The organism is Bradyrhizobium sp. NBAIM14 (genome assembly GCF_020193895.1).
Lineage (GTDB): Bacteria > Pseudomonadota > Alphaproteobacteria > Rhizobiales > Xanthobacteraceae > Bradyrhizobium > Bradyrhizobium yuanmingense.
This window is the reverse complement of the sequence record NZ_JADYVQ010000004.1, coordinates 475,915-490,259: the sequence shown is the minus strand read 5'-3', so window position 1 is coordinate 490,259 and position 14,345 is coordinate 475,915. Positions and strand designations below refer to the sequence as shown.

The 14,345-nt window shown below is 64.2% G+C and carries 11 protein-coding genes; 5 read left to right on the top strand and 6 right to left on the bottom strand.

Going from position 1 to position 14,345, the window contains the following annotated elements:
- Positions 1–14: 14 nt before the first annotated feature.
- Positions 15–740: a DnaJ domain-containing protein gene (locus tag I6F28_RS14070; protein ID WP_036015208.1), complete on the top strand. Its 726-nt coding sequence runs from the start codon at positions 15–17 to the stop codon at positions 738–740.
- 232 nt (positions 741–972) lie between these two features.
- Here I6F28_RS14070 and I6F28_RS14065 read toward each other — a convergent pair whose 3' ends face one another.
- Positions 973–2,823 carry a D-alanyl-D-alanine carboxypeptidase gene (locus I6F28_RS14065; RefSeq protein WP_225140141.1) on the bottom strand — a complete coding sequence of 617 codons (1,851 nt, stop codon included), beginning with the start codon at positions 2,821–2,823 and terminating at the stop codon, positions 973–975.
- A gap of 386 nt (positions 2,824–3,209) precedes the next feature.
- On the opposite strand from I6F28_RS14065, the gene phaP reads away from it, so the two are divergent.
- The gene (gene phaP, locus I6F28_RS14060) at positions 3,210–3,548 is read left to right on the top strand and encodes a phasin family protein (RefSeq protein WP_011087913.1); all 339 of its coding nucleotides are present in this window, start codon (positions 3,210–3,212) and stop codon (positions 3,546–3,548) included.
- A 74-nt stretch (positions 3,549–3,622) separates the two neighbouring features.
- Here the strand turns inward: phaP and I6F28_RS14055 are convergent, their stop codons facing one another.
- The gene (locus I6F28_RS14055) at positions 3,623–5,413 is read right to left on the bottom strand and encodes a TadE/TadG family type IV pilus assembly protein (RefSeq protein ID WP_225140140.1); all 1,791 of its coding nucleotides are present in this window, start codon (positions 5,411–5,413) and stop codon (positions 3,623–3,625) included.
- Positions 5,414–5,756: 343 nt separating this feature from the next.
- On the opposite strand from I6F28_RS14055, the gene clpS reads away from it, so the two are divergent.
- Entirely contained in the window at positions 5,757–6,089 is a 333-nt protein-coding gene (gene clpS, locus I6F28_RS14050; protein ID WP_036015195.1) for an ATP-dependent Clp protease adapter ClpS, read from the top strand.
- Between the two features lie 286 nt (positions 6,090–6,375).
- Positions 6,376–8,784, top strand: a complete 2,409-nt coding sequence (gene clpA, locus I6F28_RS14045; RefSeq protein ID WP_036015184.1) for an ATP-dependent Clp protease ATP-binding subunit ClpA — start codon at positions 6,376–6,378, stop codon at positions 8,782–8,784.
- A gap of 76 nt (positions 8,785–8,860) precedes the next feature.
- On the opposite strand, the gene I6F28_RS14040 is transcribed toward clpA, so the two are convergent.
- The 4 genes from I6F28_RS14040 to I6F28_RS14025 all read right to left on the bottom strand — a co-directional run bounded on the left by I6F28_RS14040 (position 8,861) and on the right by I6F28_RS14025 (position 13,119).
- Entirely contained in the window at positions 8,861–9,310 is a 450-nt protein-coding gene (locus I6F28_RS14040; protein WP_036015182.1) for a PEGA domain-containing protein, read from the bottom strand.
- Between the two features lie 123 nt (positions 9,311–9,433).
- Positions 9,434–10,855: an MFS transporter gene (locus I6F28_RS14035; RefSeq protein WP_051057186.1), complete on the bottom strand. Its 1,422-nt coding sequence runs from the start codon at positions 10,853–10,855 to the stop codon at positions 9,434–9,436.
- 132 nt (positions 10,856–10,987) lie between these two features.
- A complete protein-coding gene (locus I6F28_RS14030; protein WP_036039342.1) occupies positions 10,988–12,013 on the bottom strand; it encodes an aldo/keto reductase in 1,026 nt (341 codons plus the stop codon).
- A gap of 149 nt (positions 12,014–12,162) precedes the next feature.
- Complete coding sequence (locus I6F28_RS14025; protein ID WP_225140139.1) at positions 12,163–13,119, bottom strand: AraC-like ligand-binding domain-containing protein; 957 nt, start codon at positions 13,117–13,119, stop codon at positions 12,163–12,165.
- 194 nt (positions 13,120–13,313) lie between these two features.
- Here I6F28_RS14025 and I6F28_RS14020 point away from each other — a divergent pair, with 194 nt between their 5' ends.
- Positions 13,314–14,330 carry a carbon-nitrogen hydrolase family protein gene (locus I6F28_RS14020; protein ID WP_225140138.1) on the top strand — a complete coding sequence of 339 codons (1,017 nt, stop codon included), beginning with the start codon at positions 13,314–13,316 and terminating at the stop codon, positions 14,328–14,330.
- The last annotated feature ends 15 nt before the right edge of the window (positions 14,331–14,345 follow it).

The following is a 14,345-nucleotide window of genomic DNA, read 5'->3' as shown; positions in this document are numbered from 1 at the left end:
ACTATATTCCGGCCATGACCCTGATCGCCGGCGCTGTCGCCGTTATCACGCTGTACCTGCTGCTCCAGATGTTCCGGTCCGCCAATCCAGCGGTGCTGGCGCGCACCCTCAAGTTCGGCGGCGGCGTGCTGGCGCTGGTGGTTGCGGCCTTCACCGGCTTGCGCGGCGAGCTGGCGGTTGCGATCCCGCTCGGAATTTTCGGCGCGGGCCTGCTCGGCTGGACACCACTCGCGAATGCCGGCTTCGGCAATGTCGGCGGGCTGTTCGGCGGCGGTGCGACGCGCCCGTCCGGGCAGGCCTCGCGGGTGCGCTCGCAATTCCTGGACATGCGGCTCGACCACGATTCCGGCCAGCTTTCTGGCCAGATCGTTGCGGGGCCTCATGCCGGGCGCAATCTCGACGAATTCGATCTCGCCGGCTTGCTCGCGATGGTCTCGACGTTCGACGCCGAGAGCGTGGCCCTACTTGAAAGCTATCTGGACCGCCGGTTTCCCGCTTGGCGTCAGAACGCGCAGGGCGATACGGCAGGGCGGCAGCGCCGCACGGCGGCGAGCAGCAAAATGACGGCGGAGGAAGCCTATCAGATCCTTGGCTTGCAGCCGGGAGCGGGGCGCGACGACATCAGCCGGGCCCACAAGTCCCTGATGAAGAAACTCCATCCCGACCAGGGGGGCTCGACGTATCTCGCTGCCCGGGTAAACGAGGCCAAGGATACTCTGCTTCGCACGCATAACGGCTAACTCCGGCACCAACGCTACAAACGCCCGTACCGCGTGAGCTCCGTTTGCTCTGTCTGCCGTCGCCCGCCCTTGTCGGCGTGGTCGATCCCCTTGAGCAAAGTTTTAACCGTAAATCCTTGACGAGAGGTTGTCGTGGAACAGCCTTGTCCGGAACAGCCTGCGCATCACTGCCGCATCAAAACGAAAATGCCCGCGCAAGGCGCGGGCATTTGGTCTGGAGCGGAGAAGGAAATCAGTTGCGAACGGTGATGCAGGAGATCTCGGCACGCTTCAAGGTGCGGCAGACGGCTTCGGCCTGATCGCGCTCGAGCCCGGCGAAGCGGGCGCGGTAAAGCTTGCGATTGTCCTTGGCGACGACCGCCTCGGTGAACGGGTCCGCCTTGCTGAGCAGGCCGCGGGCCGAGTTGCGGGCCGCATCGATGCGCTGCTGAGCTTCGTTCTCGCTCTCGAGCGCACCGACCTGGACGATCCAGCCGCTGTGGGTGACGGCGGGCTTGGTGGTGGCGCTCATCTGGATCGGGTGCGGCGCCGGGTCGGCCGAGGCGAGCTTCGGAGCGGCGGGAGCCGGTGCGGCGGCGGTTGCCGCCGGCAGCACGCCGAGAATGCCGTTGCCGGTGCCGAAGCCCGCCGGCTGCCGCGGCAGTTCGGTGCGGGCCATCTCGGCCTTCGGCGCGTCCGGCTGGCTCACCGCCTCCGGCTTGTTGATGAGATCTGCCCTGGCGACGACGGCACCTGAGGTTTCCGCGACCTCGGAACGGGGCGGGACGGTGCTGGTGACCGGCGGCGCAACGACCTGGACACCACCCTGGGCCGGAGCCGCGGAGGCTACCTTCACGGCGCCGGCCTTGACCTGAACGGTCTTGACCCGAACCGGCTTCATCGGCTCGGAAGAGCCGGGGATGATGGAGAGCGGCTGGCTCGAGATCACGCCGTTGGTGAGCGGCGCCGGCTCCACCTTGGACTCCGTCGGCCGAGCTTCGGGTTTGGAGTGAGCGGGCGGCATCGCCGCAGTCGCTGCGGCCAGCGTCGACAGACGCGAGGCAAGGCGCGAAGGGGCGGCTTCGGGAGCAGGGGCCGCCGCGGCCTGGACCGGCAGGGCCGGCCGTGCCGGCGTATCCGAGGCATCGGCGACATCGACGTTGGCTTCAGTGCCGTTGCGCTCCGTGACTGCGGCGACGGTGCGGACGGTCGCGCCCTTTTCGATGTTCTCCGCGAGCAGGTTGCGCATGATGGCGTCGCGCGAGCCACCGCTGCGGCCGCCGAGCACCACGCCGATCAGGTGGCGGTTGCCGCGGCGGATCGAGCTGACGAGGTTGAAGCCGGAAGCGCGGGTGTAGCCCGTCTTGATGCCGTCCACGCCTTCGACACTGCCGAGCAGGCGATTGTGGTTGCGGATCGACTGTCCGCGCCAATTGAACGTCGAGGTTGCGAAATAGCGATAGTAGCGGGGGAAGCGCTCCTGAATGGCGCGACCCAGCGTGGCCTGGTCGCGCGCGGTCGTGACCTGCTCGTCGTTGGGCAGGCCGTTGGCATTGCGGTAGACCGTCCTGGACATGCCGAGCGAACGCGCCTTGCGCGTCATCATCCGGGCGAAGTCGTCCTCGTCACCGGCGATCGCTTCCGCGATCACCACGGCTGCGTCGTTGGCCGAACGGGTGACGAGGCCCTTGATCGCGTCCTCGACGCGAATGGTCTGGCCGGCACGCAGATTCAGCTTGGTCGGATCCTGGTCGGCGGCGTGCTTGGACACCGGCATCTCGGTGTCGAGCTTCATCTTGCCGGATTCGAGGCGCTCGAACAGCAGATAGAGCGTCATGATCTTGGTCAGCGAGGCCGGGTGGCGGATCGCGTCAGGGCTCGTCGCCTGGAGCACTGCGCCGGAATTGCCGTCGATGATGATGGACGCGAATTTCGAGCTGGAGCTCTCGGACACGTCGTGCTGCACCCGGTGGTGCGCGTAATGTCGACGATGGCGCCGTGCCTCGGCTGCATCGACGGTGAAGATGACTGCGGTGGTGACCGTAAGAAGCCCGAAAACGCCAACCCGCGCCCAGCGCGAGGCAGACAAGTTTTTACGAAGCATGGAACCCCGTCCCCGTTTCTGACTTGATCACCGGCTCGTGAGGCGAAATTGTGCCCGACGGACCCGGGATCATTACCTGCTCAGGCTGTCCCTCCGCTGGTGTTGGCCGCGGGGGACGTTGGACCCGAGCCGCTGTTCTGGCTAGGGTGATGTTCTCAAACGGCTTTTGGCCGCTCGCGGAAGTGACCACGTCCAGGGAATCAAGGTAGGGTGGCCCGGTTTCCAAAAGCTTAAGGAACCCTTGCGGGAAACCCCGGGAATCTCTGCGATTTGCGCCGGATTTGTGCGACGCACAAGATTCTTGACTTTTTTGTGCGTTGCACTAATTTTGGGCGGAGTCAGGGAGCCGGGGCTTCCCGACGCGAGCCAGGGAAAAGGATTCCGAAATGTTCAAGGTTGAAGACTTCCAGAGCTACGGGAAAGAGCAGTTCGAGCAGTGCGTTGCCTCCGCGACCTCGGTGCAGCACGGCCTCCAGGCGATCGCCAGCGCCTATGGCGACTACACGAAGAAGTCGTTCGAAGACACCAAGTCCTTCGTCGAGAAGCTTTCCGGCGTGAAGTCGCTGGACAAGGCGATGGAAGCGCAGACCGATTTTGCCCGTTCCGCCTACGAAACCTTTGTCGCGGAATCGCAGAAGATCGCCGGCCTCTACAGCGACCTCGCCAAGCAGGCGTTCAAGCCGGTCGAGACCATCGTGTCGAAGTTCACCCCGGCCGCGAACTGACCCGCTGATACGAGCCTGAAAGCAAAAGCCCGGCCGAGTTGGCCGGGCTTTTCATTTGCGGATGTTTGATCGGACTACTTCGCGACGCGCAGCTTGGAAATCTGCGTCAGGATGTTCTTGAACGCGTCCGAAGTTTGAGAGGAACTCGTGATCATTTGGAAGTTCCCGTCGGTTGCGCATTTCTCCAGTACCTGAGATTTCGCGTCGGCATTGTTGATGTTGACCTGAATTGTAAAGATCGTGATCGGGTTTGCCTTGTCCGCCTTGATATTGTCGCAGAGGATCGCCTGGCGGGCGTCGATCGCGGACTGCGAGGTGCTCCAGCGGTTCTGGGTATTCAAGCCGTCAGACAGCAGCACGATATAATCCTTGTAAACGTAGTTGCTGGCCTTGGCCGGTGCCGCAATCGGCGGGTTGGTCGTGCTGAGGGATTGCCAACCCCAGGCAAGACCAATGGCCTGGTTGGTGTTGCCGCTCGGCGACATCGACGTGATCTGATCCTTGAGCGTCTGCCACTGATTGCTCATCGGGAACACGGTGGCCGGAAGGCAACCCGACCACTGCTCGGCATAGAACTGCGAGGAGGGGCTCCCGCTGCCCGAACCGGGTGCGGAGTTCTTCGTGTCGTAATCCTGATCGCGGTCGTTCACGCAGCCGGTCCAGGTGTTGTGACCCGGTGCTGCCGCAGCCGTTGCTGTGGTCCCGTCGCCGCGCCAGAGATGGCAGATCTTGCCCGAGCCGCTCCCTGTGCAGGTGCAACTCGTGCTCGATCCGCAGCTTGCGCTCGCCCCTGTGGCGGTAGTGTAGCAGCCGTTGTAGTAGATGCCGGACTTGCCTGAGATCTTGCTGCCATTGTCTCTGCTCGGGCAGATGTAACCGGCATAGGTGCCGGTCGACGGTATCTTGCTGGTGGTGTTGGCGCCGCTCAACGTGGCCGGCCGGTCCATACAGACAAAGCCGTGGGTGGAGTACGAAAAGGGGCAGTTCGATCCGCCGATGGCCGAATTGAAGGCGCTGGACTTGTTGTTGACGAGGATCGGAGGCTCGGCCTCCCATTCAGTCCAGTTGATCCATGAGGCATTGACATTGGTCGTGCCGACGTTGACGTCTTTCGAGAATGGAATGATCGAGATGTAAACGTCGCCCGTCTGCTTGTTGTAGTTGGACAAGGTGGTGATCATGTCCTTGGCCGCGGCTTGCATGGCCGTCATTTTGCCGTTCTGGGCCATCGATCCCGTGTTATCCAGGACCATTGCCACCCGCATGCGCGTATTTCCCCACGCCGCAGTCGAACTGCCATTGTATCCAAGCGTCGGAAAGCCCGCGATCTTCATGAAATCGGTCGGCATGGCGCCCGATCCGGTGACCACGACGTTCGAAATTCCATTGGAATCCTTCGGGGTGTAGGTGGCATGGATGTCTGCGGTCGAGACCAAACCGGGGCGACCCGTATAGAGACCGCTAAAATAGGATTTTGCCTTGGCCTCAACTTCGGACTCCGAGATGATGCCGTTGGTGAGGTCTTTGGAGACCATCAATGCTGCGGAATCGAGCGCAGACTGCAGCGAGGTGCGTGCGTGGACGGCCCGGCTGTAGTCCAGCGCGGCGCCGACAAAACCCAGCACTGGAACGAGCGCAATGGCGAAGATCACTGCGATATTGCCTTGCTCGGCCGCTACGAAACGGGCGAGTTGTCGACCAAGGCGGCTGACGAGGGGCAGACCAGACATGACGATCCCGAAATCTGTGTTTTGCCCGATTTCGCGCCATGCCATTGAATGGCAGGTAAATTGGACCGTAGAAAAACGGAGCGTTTTGCGGAAAACCGTCGCGGCCGGGTTAACGGCCGGGTTCCTGGTCAACACGTTCTAAACGTGCCGGGCGGAAATTTTTGTCAAATCGCTCCGGATTGATTAACCTGATCAGGATCGCCCGGACCGGGAATCGGGACTGCTGCGACCGCATGGGCTGAACCCCCGCGTGCTTGCGGCGGGCCGGGGGCAGGGCCATATTGCTGGCGAGCGATCCGGCCTCGACCACATTTGCCGGGAGCGGCGATCCAAGGCGGCGCGCCTGCGCCAGGCTCCGAAGGGCGGGGTCGCGCGGTGACCGCCATTCGCTTCCGTGGGGAATTTGAACGCCTGTGCCATGCTGCAATTGACTTCCAGCCTCGATCTGTCCGCGCCAGCCGCTGCCAACGCGCCTCGCATGAGCAATGACGACAACCGTTCGGGTACTCCCTCGGGTCCGAGCACGTCGGTCATCACCAAGGTCAAGCCCAAGACCAAGCGGCCGAACCTGTATCGCGTGCTGATCCTGAACGACGACTACACGCCGATGGAGTTCGTCGTTCACGTGCTGGAGAAGTTCTTCAACAAGGACATCGAAGCCGCGACCAAGATCATGCTGCACGTCCATCATCACGGGATCGGGGAGTGCGGCGTGTTCACCTATGAGATCGCCGAGACCAAGGTGACGCAGGTGATGGACTTCGCCCGCAAGCACCAGCACCCGCTGCAATGCGTGATGGAAAAGAAGTAAGACGGCTTGCGGCGCGTTTGAAGCCGGCTCTTGTACAAGCCGCAGTGTGATTGTCGCGTAGCGGCTGCGCGCGGTGGGCTGCAGCCGGCAAAACTACGGAATTCTGCGCCGGCGCCGATCCCGCCCAAATCGGAACGGGTTTTGCATCGAAAATGCCGCAAGTGTGTCGCCGCCGAGTCGCGGAACCGGTCTTTCGCCGCGGTCTTGTATAACTATATGTGACAAAGGTTGTTGTTGCCTGACCGGGCGATGACGATCATGATGGTGGGGGCCATAGAGGACGCGAATGCCGACTTTTTCCCAAAGCCTTGAACAATCCCTGCATCGTGCGCTGGCGATCGCAAATGAGCGTCATCACCAATACGCGACGCTCGAGCATCTCTTGCTCTCCTTGATCGACGACTCCGATGCAGCCGCCGTCATGCGCGCCTGTAGCGTCGATCTCGACAAGCTCCGTACGAGCCTCGTCAACTACCTTGAGACCGAATTCGAGAACCTGGTGACGGATGGCGCCGACGACGCCAAGCCGACCGCCGGTTTCCAGCGCGTGATCCAGCGCGCGGTGATCCATGTGCAGTCGTCCGGTCGCGAAGAGGTGACCGGCGCCAACGTGTTGATCGCGATCTTCGCCGAACGCGAGAGCCATGCCGCGTATTTCCTGCAGGAGCAGGACATGACGCGTTACGACGCTGTCAACTACATCAGCCACGGCATTGCCAAGCGGCCGGGCGTCTCCGAGGCGCGGCCGGTGCGCGGCGTCGACGAGGAGACCGAGACCAAGGGCAACGAGGACGCCAAGAAGAAGGGCGAGGCGCTCGAGACCTATTGCGTCAACCTCAACAAGAAGGCGCGCGACGGCAAGATCGATCCGGTGATTGGACGCAATTCCGAAATCAACCGCGCGATCCAGGTGCTGTGCCGCCGGCAGAAGAACAACCCGCTGTTCGTCGGTGAAGCCGGCGTCGGCAAGACCGCGATCGCAGAAGGGCTCGCCAAGCGCATCGTCGACAGCGAAGTGCCGGAGGTGCTGGCGGCGGCCACCGTGTTCTCGCTGGACATGGGCACGCTGCTTGCCGGCACGCGCTATCGGGGCGACTTCGAGGAGCGCCTGAAGCAGGTGCTCAAGGAGCTCGAGGCGCATCCCAACGCCATCCTGTTCATCGACGAGATCCACACCGTGATCGGTGCGGGCGCGACGTCGGGCGGGGCGATGGACGCCTCGAACCTGCTCAAGCCGGCGCTGGCCTCGGGCACGATCCGTTGCATGGGCTCGACCACCTACAAGGAATATCGCCAGCACTTCGAGAAGGACCGCGCGCTGGTGCGGCGCTTCCAGAAGATCGACATCAACGAGCCGACGGTCGAGGATGCCATCGCGATCCTCAAGGGCCTCAAGCCGTACTTCGAGGACTATCACCGGCTGAAGTACACCAATGAGGCGATCGAGGCGGCGGTGCAGCTCTCATCGCGCTACATCCACGACCGCAAGCTGCCCGACAAGGCGATCGACGTGATCGACGAGTCCGGCGCGGCGCAGATGCTGGTCGCCGAGAACAAGCGCAAGAAGACCATCGGCATCAAGGAGATCGAGACCACGATCGCCTCGATGGCTCGGATCCCGCCGAAGAGCGTGTCGAAGGACGACGCCGAGGTGCTCAAGCATCTCGAGCAGACCTTGAAGCGCACCGTGTTCGGGCAGGACAAGGCGATCGAATCGCTCGCCGCCTCGATCAAGCTGGCGCGTGCCGGCCTGCGCGAGCCGGAGAAGCCGATCGGCTGTTATCTGTTCTCTGGCCCCACCGGCGTCGGCAAGACCGAGGTCGCCAAGCAACTCGCGGCGACGCTCGGCGTCGAGCTGCTGCGGTTCGACATGTCCGAGTACATGGAGCGGCACACCGTGTCGCGCCTGATCGGCGCGCCTCCCGGCTATGTCGGCTTCGACCAGGGCGGCCTGCTCACCGACGGCGTCGACCAGCATCCGCATTGCGTGGTGCTGCTCGACGAAATCGAGAAGGCGCATCCCGACCTCTACAACGTGCTCCTCCAGATCATGGACCACGGCCGGCTCACCGACCACAACGGCAAGCAGGTCAACTTCCGCAACGTGATCCTGATCATGACCACGAATGCCGGCGCGGCGGATCTCGCCAAGCAGGCGTTCGGCTTCACCCGGTCGAAGCGGGAAGGCGACGATCACGAGGCGATCAACCGGCAGTTCGCGCCGGAATTCCGCAACCGTCTCGATGCCATCGTCTCGTTCGGCCATCTCAGCGTCGAGGTGATCGGCACCGTGGTCGAGAAGTTCGTGCTTCAGCTCGAGGCGCAGCTCGGCGACCGCGATGTGACCATCGAGCTGTCCGAGCCGGCGAAGGCCTGGCTGGTCCAGCACGGCTACGACGAGCAGATGGGCGCACGTCCCATGGCGCGCGTGATCCAGGAGCACATCAAGAAGCCGCTGGCCGACGAGGTGCTGTTCGGCAAGCTCAAGGGTGGCGGCCACGTTCGCGTCGTCCTTGTCAAGGACGAGGCCGACGAGACCAAGGAGAAGATCGGCTTCGAATTCGTCGAGGGCCCGGTCACGCCGAAGCAGGAGAAGCTGCCCGGCACCCGCAAGCGCCCGCCGGGCAAATCCAAGCCGGGTGGCCCCGGCGGCTCAAAGGGGCCGACCTCCAAGGGGCCGCTGGTCAAGGTTTGATCGGCAGTGATGAAATCGAAAAGGCCGGCTGCAAAGCCGGCCTTTTTGTTTGCACCGATGTCTGCGCGAGGAGGCCTTACGTTCCGGCCTGCGGTTCGCGCGGTGGCCGCGGCTTTCTCGGTGCGCGCGGTGCTGCGTGCGGGACCGACGGCTGCATCGTCACGATGACCGGATTCGGCTTGTGATCGGTCGCGGCTCCGGTCGCTGCGTCGACGCCCATGCCGATGATACCGCCCAACAGGAGATTGCCCGCAAAACCCGCGGCTCCGCCCGTCTGGACGTCCCGGCTGAGCGGAACGATTTGCGGCTGATAGCCTTCCTTCTGGAAGGTGATCGAGATGTCGGCGTTCCGCTTGACGACCACGGAGCAAGGGGTCGTGCAGGTGGTCGGAACGTCCATTCCGCTGACGACGGCTTCCACGCCTGATGGTGTCGATGAAATGCTGATATTCTCCGTCGTACCGCGCGTGACCGACGCGCAGCCGCCCAGCATGACGCTGAGCGCCACAATTCCAAATGAACGCATGAAATGCCCCTTGTCCCACCGCCACTATGCGCAACCGGGGCGGGAGGGCAATAGGCCATTGCTCCGAATAGTTAAGCCACGCAGAGGTTGTGCACGACTACGCGCGAACCGGGTCGGGTCCGGCTATTCACCCCGCAGGCGCTGATCGTCCTGCACGCGGACGTGCTCGGCACCGCGCGCGCCGGCTGTGGAAAGCCGCAGCATGCTCAGCATCGCGCCGCACAGCGCAAATCCAACGCCGACAAGGAGCGCCAGCCTGGTCCCCTCAAGCGGATACCGTCCGAGCAACAGCGCCACCAGCGCCGCTCCGGTGGTCTGGCCGAGCAGGCGCGCCGTCCCCAGCATGCCGCTGGCGCCGCCGGCGCGCTCGCGCGGGGCGGCTGCGATCATGGTGCGGTTATTGGGGGTCTGGAACAGACCGAAGCCGGCGCCGGCGAGCGCCATCCGCCAGATCACGTCGAGCGGCGTTGGCGTCGCCGGCAGGAAGGCGAGCGCGCCAAGGCCGCAGGCGAATAGCGTGAGCCCAATACCGCCGAGCAGGCCGGCCGGATAATGCTCGACCAGGCGGCCGGCGAGAGGGGCCGCAAACGCCAATGCGATCGGCCATGGCGTGATCAACAGGCCCATATGCACGGCCGAATAGCCGAAGCGGCTCTGGAGATAGAAGGGGATCGCGACGAAGGCCAGCATCTGCCCGCAGAACGATGCGATCGAGGTCGCAATCGACAGCGCGAACACGGGGATGCGCAGCAGGTCGATCGGCAAGAGTGGCGAGGTCATGTGAGTCTCGCGATAGATCAGCAGCGCACCCGCGGCGATCGCGATGGCAAACTGCACGAGACAGGTGATCGCGGCCTCGCCATGACCGACGTTGTCGACCGCCGCGATGCCGACGCCGAACGTGATCGCCGACAGCCCCGCACTCTGCCAGTCGAACGAGCGGCTCGCGGGCTTGGTGTGCGGCAGGCTGCGCAGGCCCAGCACCAGCGTCACCACGCCGAGCGGCACGTTGATCGCGAACAACCAGGGCCAGCTTCCGACCGCGAGGATGCCGGCGGCGAGTGTCGGGCCGATCGCGGCCGAGAAGGCGACGACGAGCGCGTTGAGCCCGATGCCGCGGCCGAGCAGGCTGCGCGGATAGGTGAAACGCACCAGCGCGGCGTTGACGCTCATGATGCCGGCCGCGCCAAAGCCCTGGAGGATGCGCGCGATCGTCAGCAGCGGCAGCGTGTGGGCCAGCGCACAGAAGGCCGAGGCCAGCGTGAACAGCGCCAACCCGACCAGATAGACGCGGCGATAGCCGACGATCTCGCCGAGCGAAGCCAGCGGCAGCAGCGAGATCGTGATCGCGAGCTGGTAGCCGCTGACGATCCAGATCGACAAGGCCGGGGTCGCATCGAGATCGGCCGCGATCGTCGGCAGCGCCACATTGACGATGGTGCTGTCGACCACCGCCATGACGATGCCGAGCGCAATGGTCAGCACCGCCTGATTGCGTTGCGGCTGCGGCAGGCCGTCGGCATGCTCAATGGTGACTGTCGACATCGTGAGCGGCGTATCGTTGGCGAATCGGACTCGGCCACATGCCGAGTATTGCGCCAACAGGGCAGGGCCGCGATAGTTCCGGAACCGGCCGCCAGCGCGCCGGCTTACCCAAGCGCGCTTGATGCAGCTGTCCTACACCGCCGGTGGATTGCGGTCGCTGAAGGTCACGCGCTGGTGCCAGTAGGGATAGGGCAGCGTCACCGTGCTCGCGGCATCGAGCTTTGCGACCTGGTCCTTGGTCAAGGACCAGCCAACCGCGCCGAGATTTTCGCGCAGCTGGGTCTCGTTGCGTGCGCCGATGATCAGCGTCGAGACCGTCGGACGCTGCAGCAGCCAGTTCAGCGCGATCTGCGAGACGCTCTTGCCGGTCTCCTTCGCGATCTCGTCGATCGCATCGACGACACGGTAGACGTGCTCGTCCGAGACGGGCGGTCCGAATTCGGCCGTCTTGGGCAGGCGGCTGACTTCCGGTTTCGGCTGACCGCGGCGGATCTTTCCGGTGAGGCGCCCCCAGCCGAGCGGCGACCAGACCACGGCGCCCAACCCCTGGTCGAGGCCGAGCGGCATCAACTCCCATTCGTAGTCGCGCCCGATCAGGGAATAGTAGGTCTGGTTGGCGACGTAACGCGGAAAACCGTGCTTGTCGGCGACGCCGAGCGACTTCATCAGGTGCCAGCCCGAGAAATTCGAGACGCCGACATAACGGATCTTGCCGGCGCGCACGAGCACGTCGAGAGTCGAGAGCACCTCTTCGGGCGGCGTGAAGGCGTCGAAGCCGTGGAGCTGGAAAAGATCGATATAATCGGTGCCGAGCCGGCTCAACGAACCGTCGATGGCTTTGAGCAGGTGCTCACGCGACGAGCCGATATCGTTGGGACCGTCGCCAAAGCGGAAGGTCGCCTTGGTCGAGATCAGGACCTTGTCCCGGCGACCCTTGATGGCCTCACCGAGCACCCGCTCGGACTCGCCGAGCGAATAGACATTCGCGGTGTCGAACATCGACACGCCGGCCTCGAGGCAGATGTCCAGAAGACGCCGCGCCTCGGTCGCGTCCGTCGTGCCCCATGCCGCAAGGCGGCCGACGCCGCCGAACGTGCCCGTTCCCAGGCTCAAGGCAGGCACCATGAGGCCGGACCGGCCCAAGCGTCGGTATTCCATCGATCTGCTCCTCGGCTGGCCGCTGATGATCGTGGCGGCCTTGGCGGCGGAAGATACTGCAAGCAGGCGCCGTGTCCTATCACCTGCTCACATACCGGCCCTGCTCGGCATGACCTGATCGTGCAGATGACAGCCGACTGGAATGCACCTCAATGCCGCAACTGGCTCTGCCGGAAGTCGCGCGGCGACATCCCGAAATGCTCGCGGAAGACGCGGCCGAAATGCGAGAGGTCGTTGAAGCCCCAGGCGAAGGCGATCTCGCTGATGTGGCGATGGGCGAGCAGAGGCGAGGCGAGATCCCTCCGACATCGGGCGAGGCGTTCGGCAAGGACATGACGCTGGAAGGAGGTGTCCTTGTCTGCGAGAAGATCGTTGACATAGCGCGGCGAGATGCCGAGCGCGGCTGCGGTTTCAGCGACCGAGAGATCGGGATCGGCGAGGTGCGCGCGGATGTGCGCCTTCACTCGGTAGAGCAGGGCCGAGCGGTGGGTCGAGGACGGCAGCGATGACTTGCCGAGCCGCTCGCTCAATGCCATCGCAAGCAGATCAACTGCCTGCTCCGACAGCGCCGTAGCCGTATCCAGAGCCAAGCTATCCGCATTTTGGCAGAGCCGGACAATGAAATCATAGGCGAGCCGCTCGAGCGGTGCGTCGGCGCCAAATGACATTGCTGTCAGCGTCTCGGTGCCGCCGAGCCGCCGCTGCAGCATCTCGCGTGGGACCTTGAAGATGGTCTGCGTAAATCTGTCGTTGAACTTCAGCTCGTACGGGCGCGTCGTGTCGTAGAGCGCGAACTCGCCGGGGTGGATCACGGTCTCGCGGCCGTCCTGTACAACGCCACCGTTGCCGCGATTGCCGAGTGCGACTAGGACGAAACCCTGATCCGAGCGCGCGATGCGCGACGGTGTGCGGAAGACGTGCTGGCGGTCCGAGCAGACCTCGGAGCACACGGCCTTGCCGAGCGAGGCCTGCGTGACCGAGCCATGAAAGGCGCTGCCGAGGTCGGACTTGCAGTCGAGCCCGACGAAGACGTCGCAGACGATGTCCTGCCAGAGCGCGAGCCGCCGGTAGCCGGGACTGCCGTCTGTCGTGAACTGGATTGGCATCAGGACAGCCTCCCTTTCACATCCTGCAAAACCGCATGTTGGCGCAGATCGAGCCTGACCGGAGGCAAATTCCGTACCGGGCGATCCCTTCCAGTCGAGTTTTTGTTCCGCCGTGGTCGAGCGCCTGGCCGCCCAGCTTGGCCAAATAGACTGCATCGGACGTGGCTTGCGATCAACCGGCAATGGAGGCGGCAATGGGCATCGAACATCCGAAATACAAGGTTGCGGTGGTGCAGGCGGCACCGGCCTGGCTCGATCTCGACGCCTCGATCGACAAGTCGATCGCGCTGATCGGGGAGGCCGCGGAAAAGGGCGCCAAGCTGATCGCCTTTCCTGAAGCTTTCATCCCCGGCTACCCCTGGCACATCTGGCTGGACTCCCCGGCCTGGGCGATCGGGCGGGGCTTCGTGCAGCGCTATTTCGACAACTCGCTGTCCTATGACAGCCCGCAGGCCGAGCGCCTGCGCGAGGCCGTGCGCAAGGCAAGGCTCACCGCCGTGATCGGCTTGTCCGAGCGCGACGGCGGCAGCCTTTACCTCGCGCAATGGCTGATCGGCCCTGATGGCGAGACCATTGCAAAGCGCCGCAAGCTGCGGCCGACCCATGCCGAGCGCACGGTCTATGGCGAAGGCGACGGCAGCGACCTCGCCGTGCATGCGCGGCCCGACATCGGCCGGCTCGGCGCATTGTGCTGCTGGGAGCATCTGCAGCCGCTGTCGAAATACGCGATGTACGCTCAGAACGAGCAGGTCCATGTCGCGGCCTGGCCGAGCTTCTCGCTCTACGATCCCTTCGCGCCGGCATTAGGGGCCGAGGTCAACAACGCGGCTTCGCGCGTCTATGCGGTGGAAGGCTCCTGCTTCGTGCTCGCGCCTTGCGCCACCGTCTCGCAGGTCATGATCGACGAGCTCTGCGACCGGCCGGACAAGAATGCGCTGTTGCATGCGGGCGGCGGCTTTGCGGCCATCTACGGCCCCGACGGCAGTCAGATCGGGGACAAGCTGGCACCCGATCAGGAAGGCCTGCTGATCGCCGAGATCGATCTCGGCGCCATCGGCGTTGCCAAGAATGCTGCCGATCCCGCCGGACATTATTCGCGGCCCGACGTCACACGGCTGCTGCTCAACAAGAAGCGATACCAGCGGGTCGAGCAGTTCGCGCTGCCGGTCGACACCGTCGAGCCCATGGACATTGCGGCGGCGGCAAGCTGATCGCGGCGATCACGG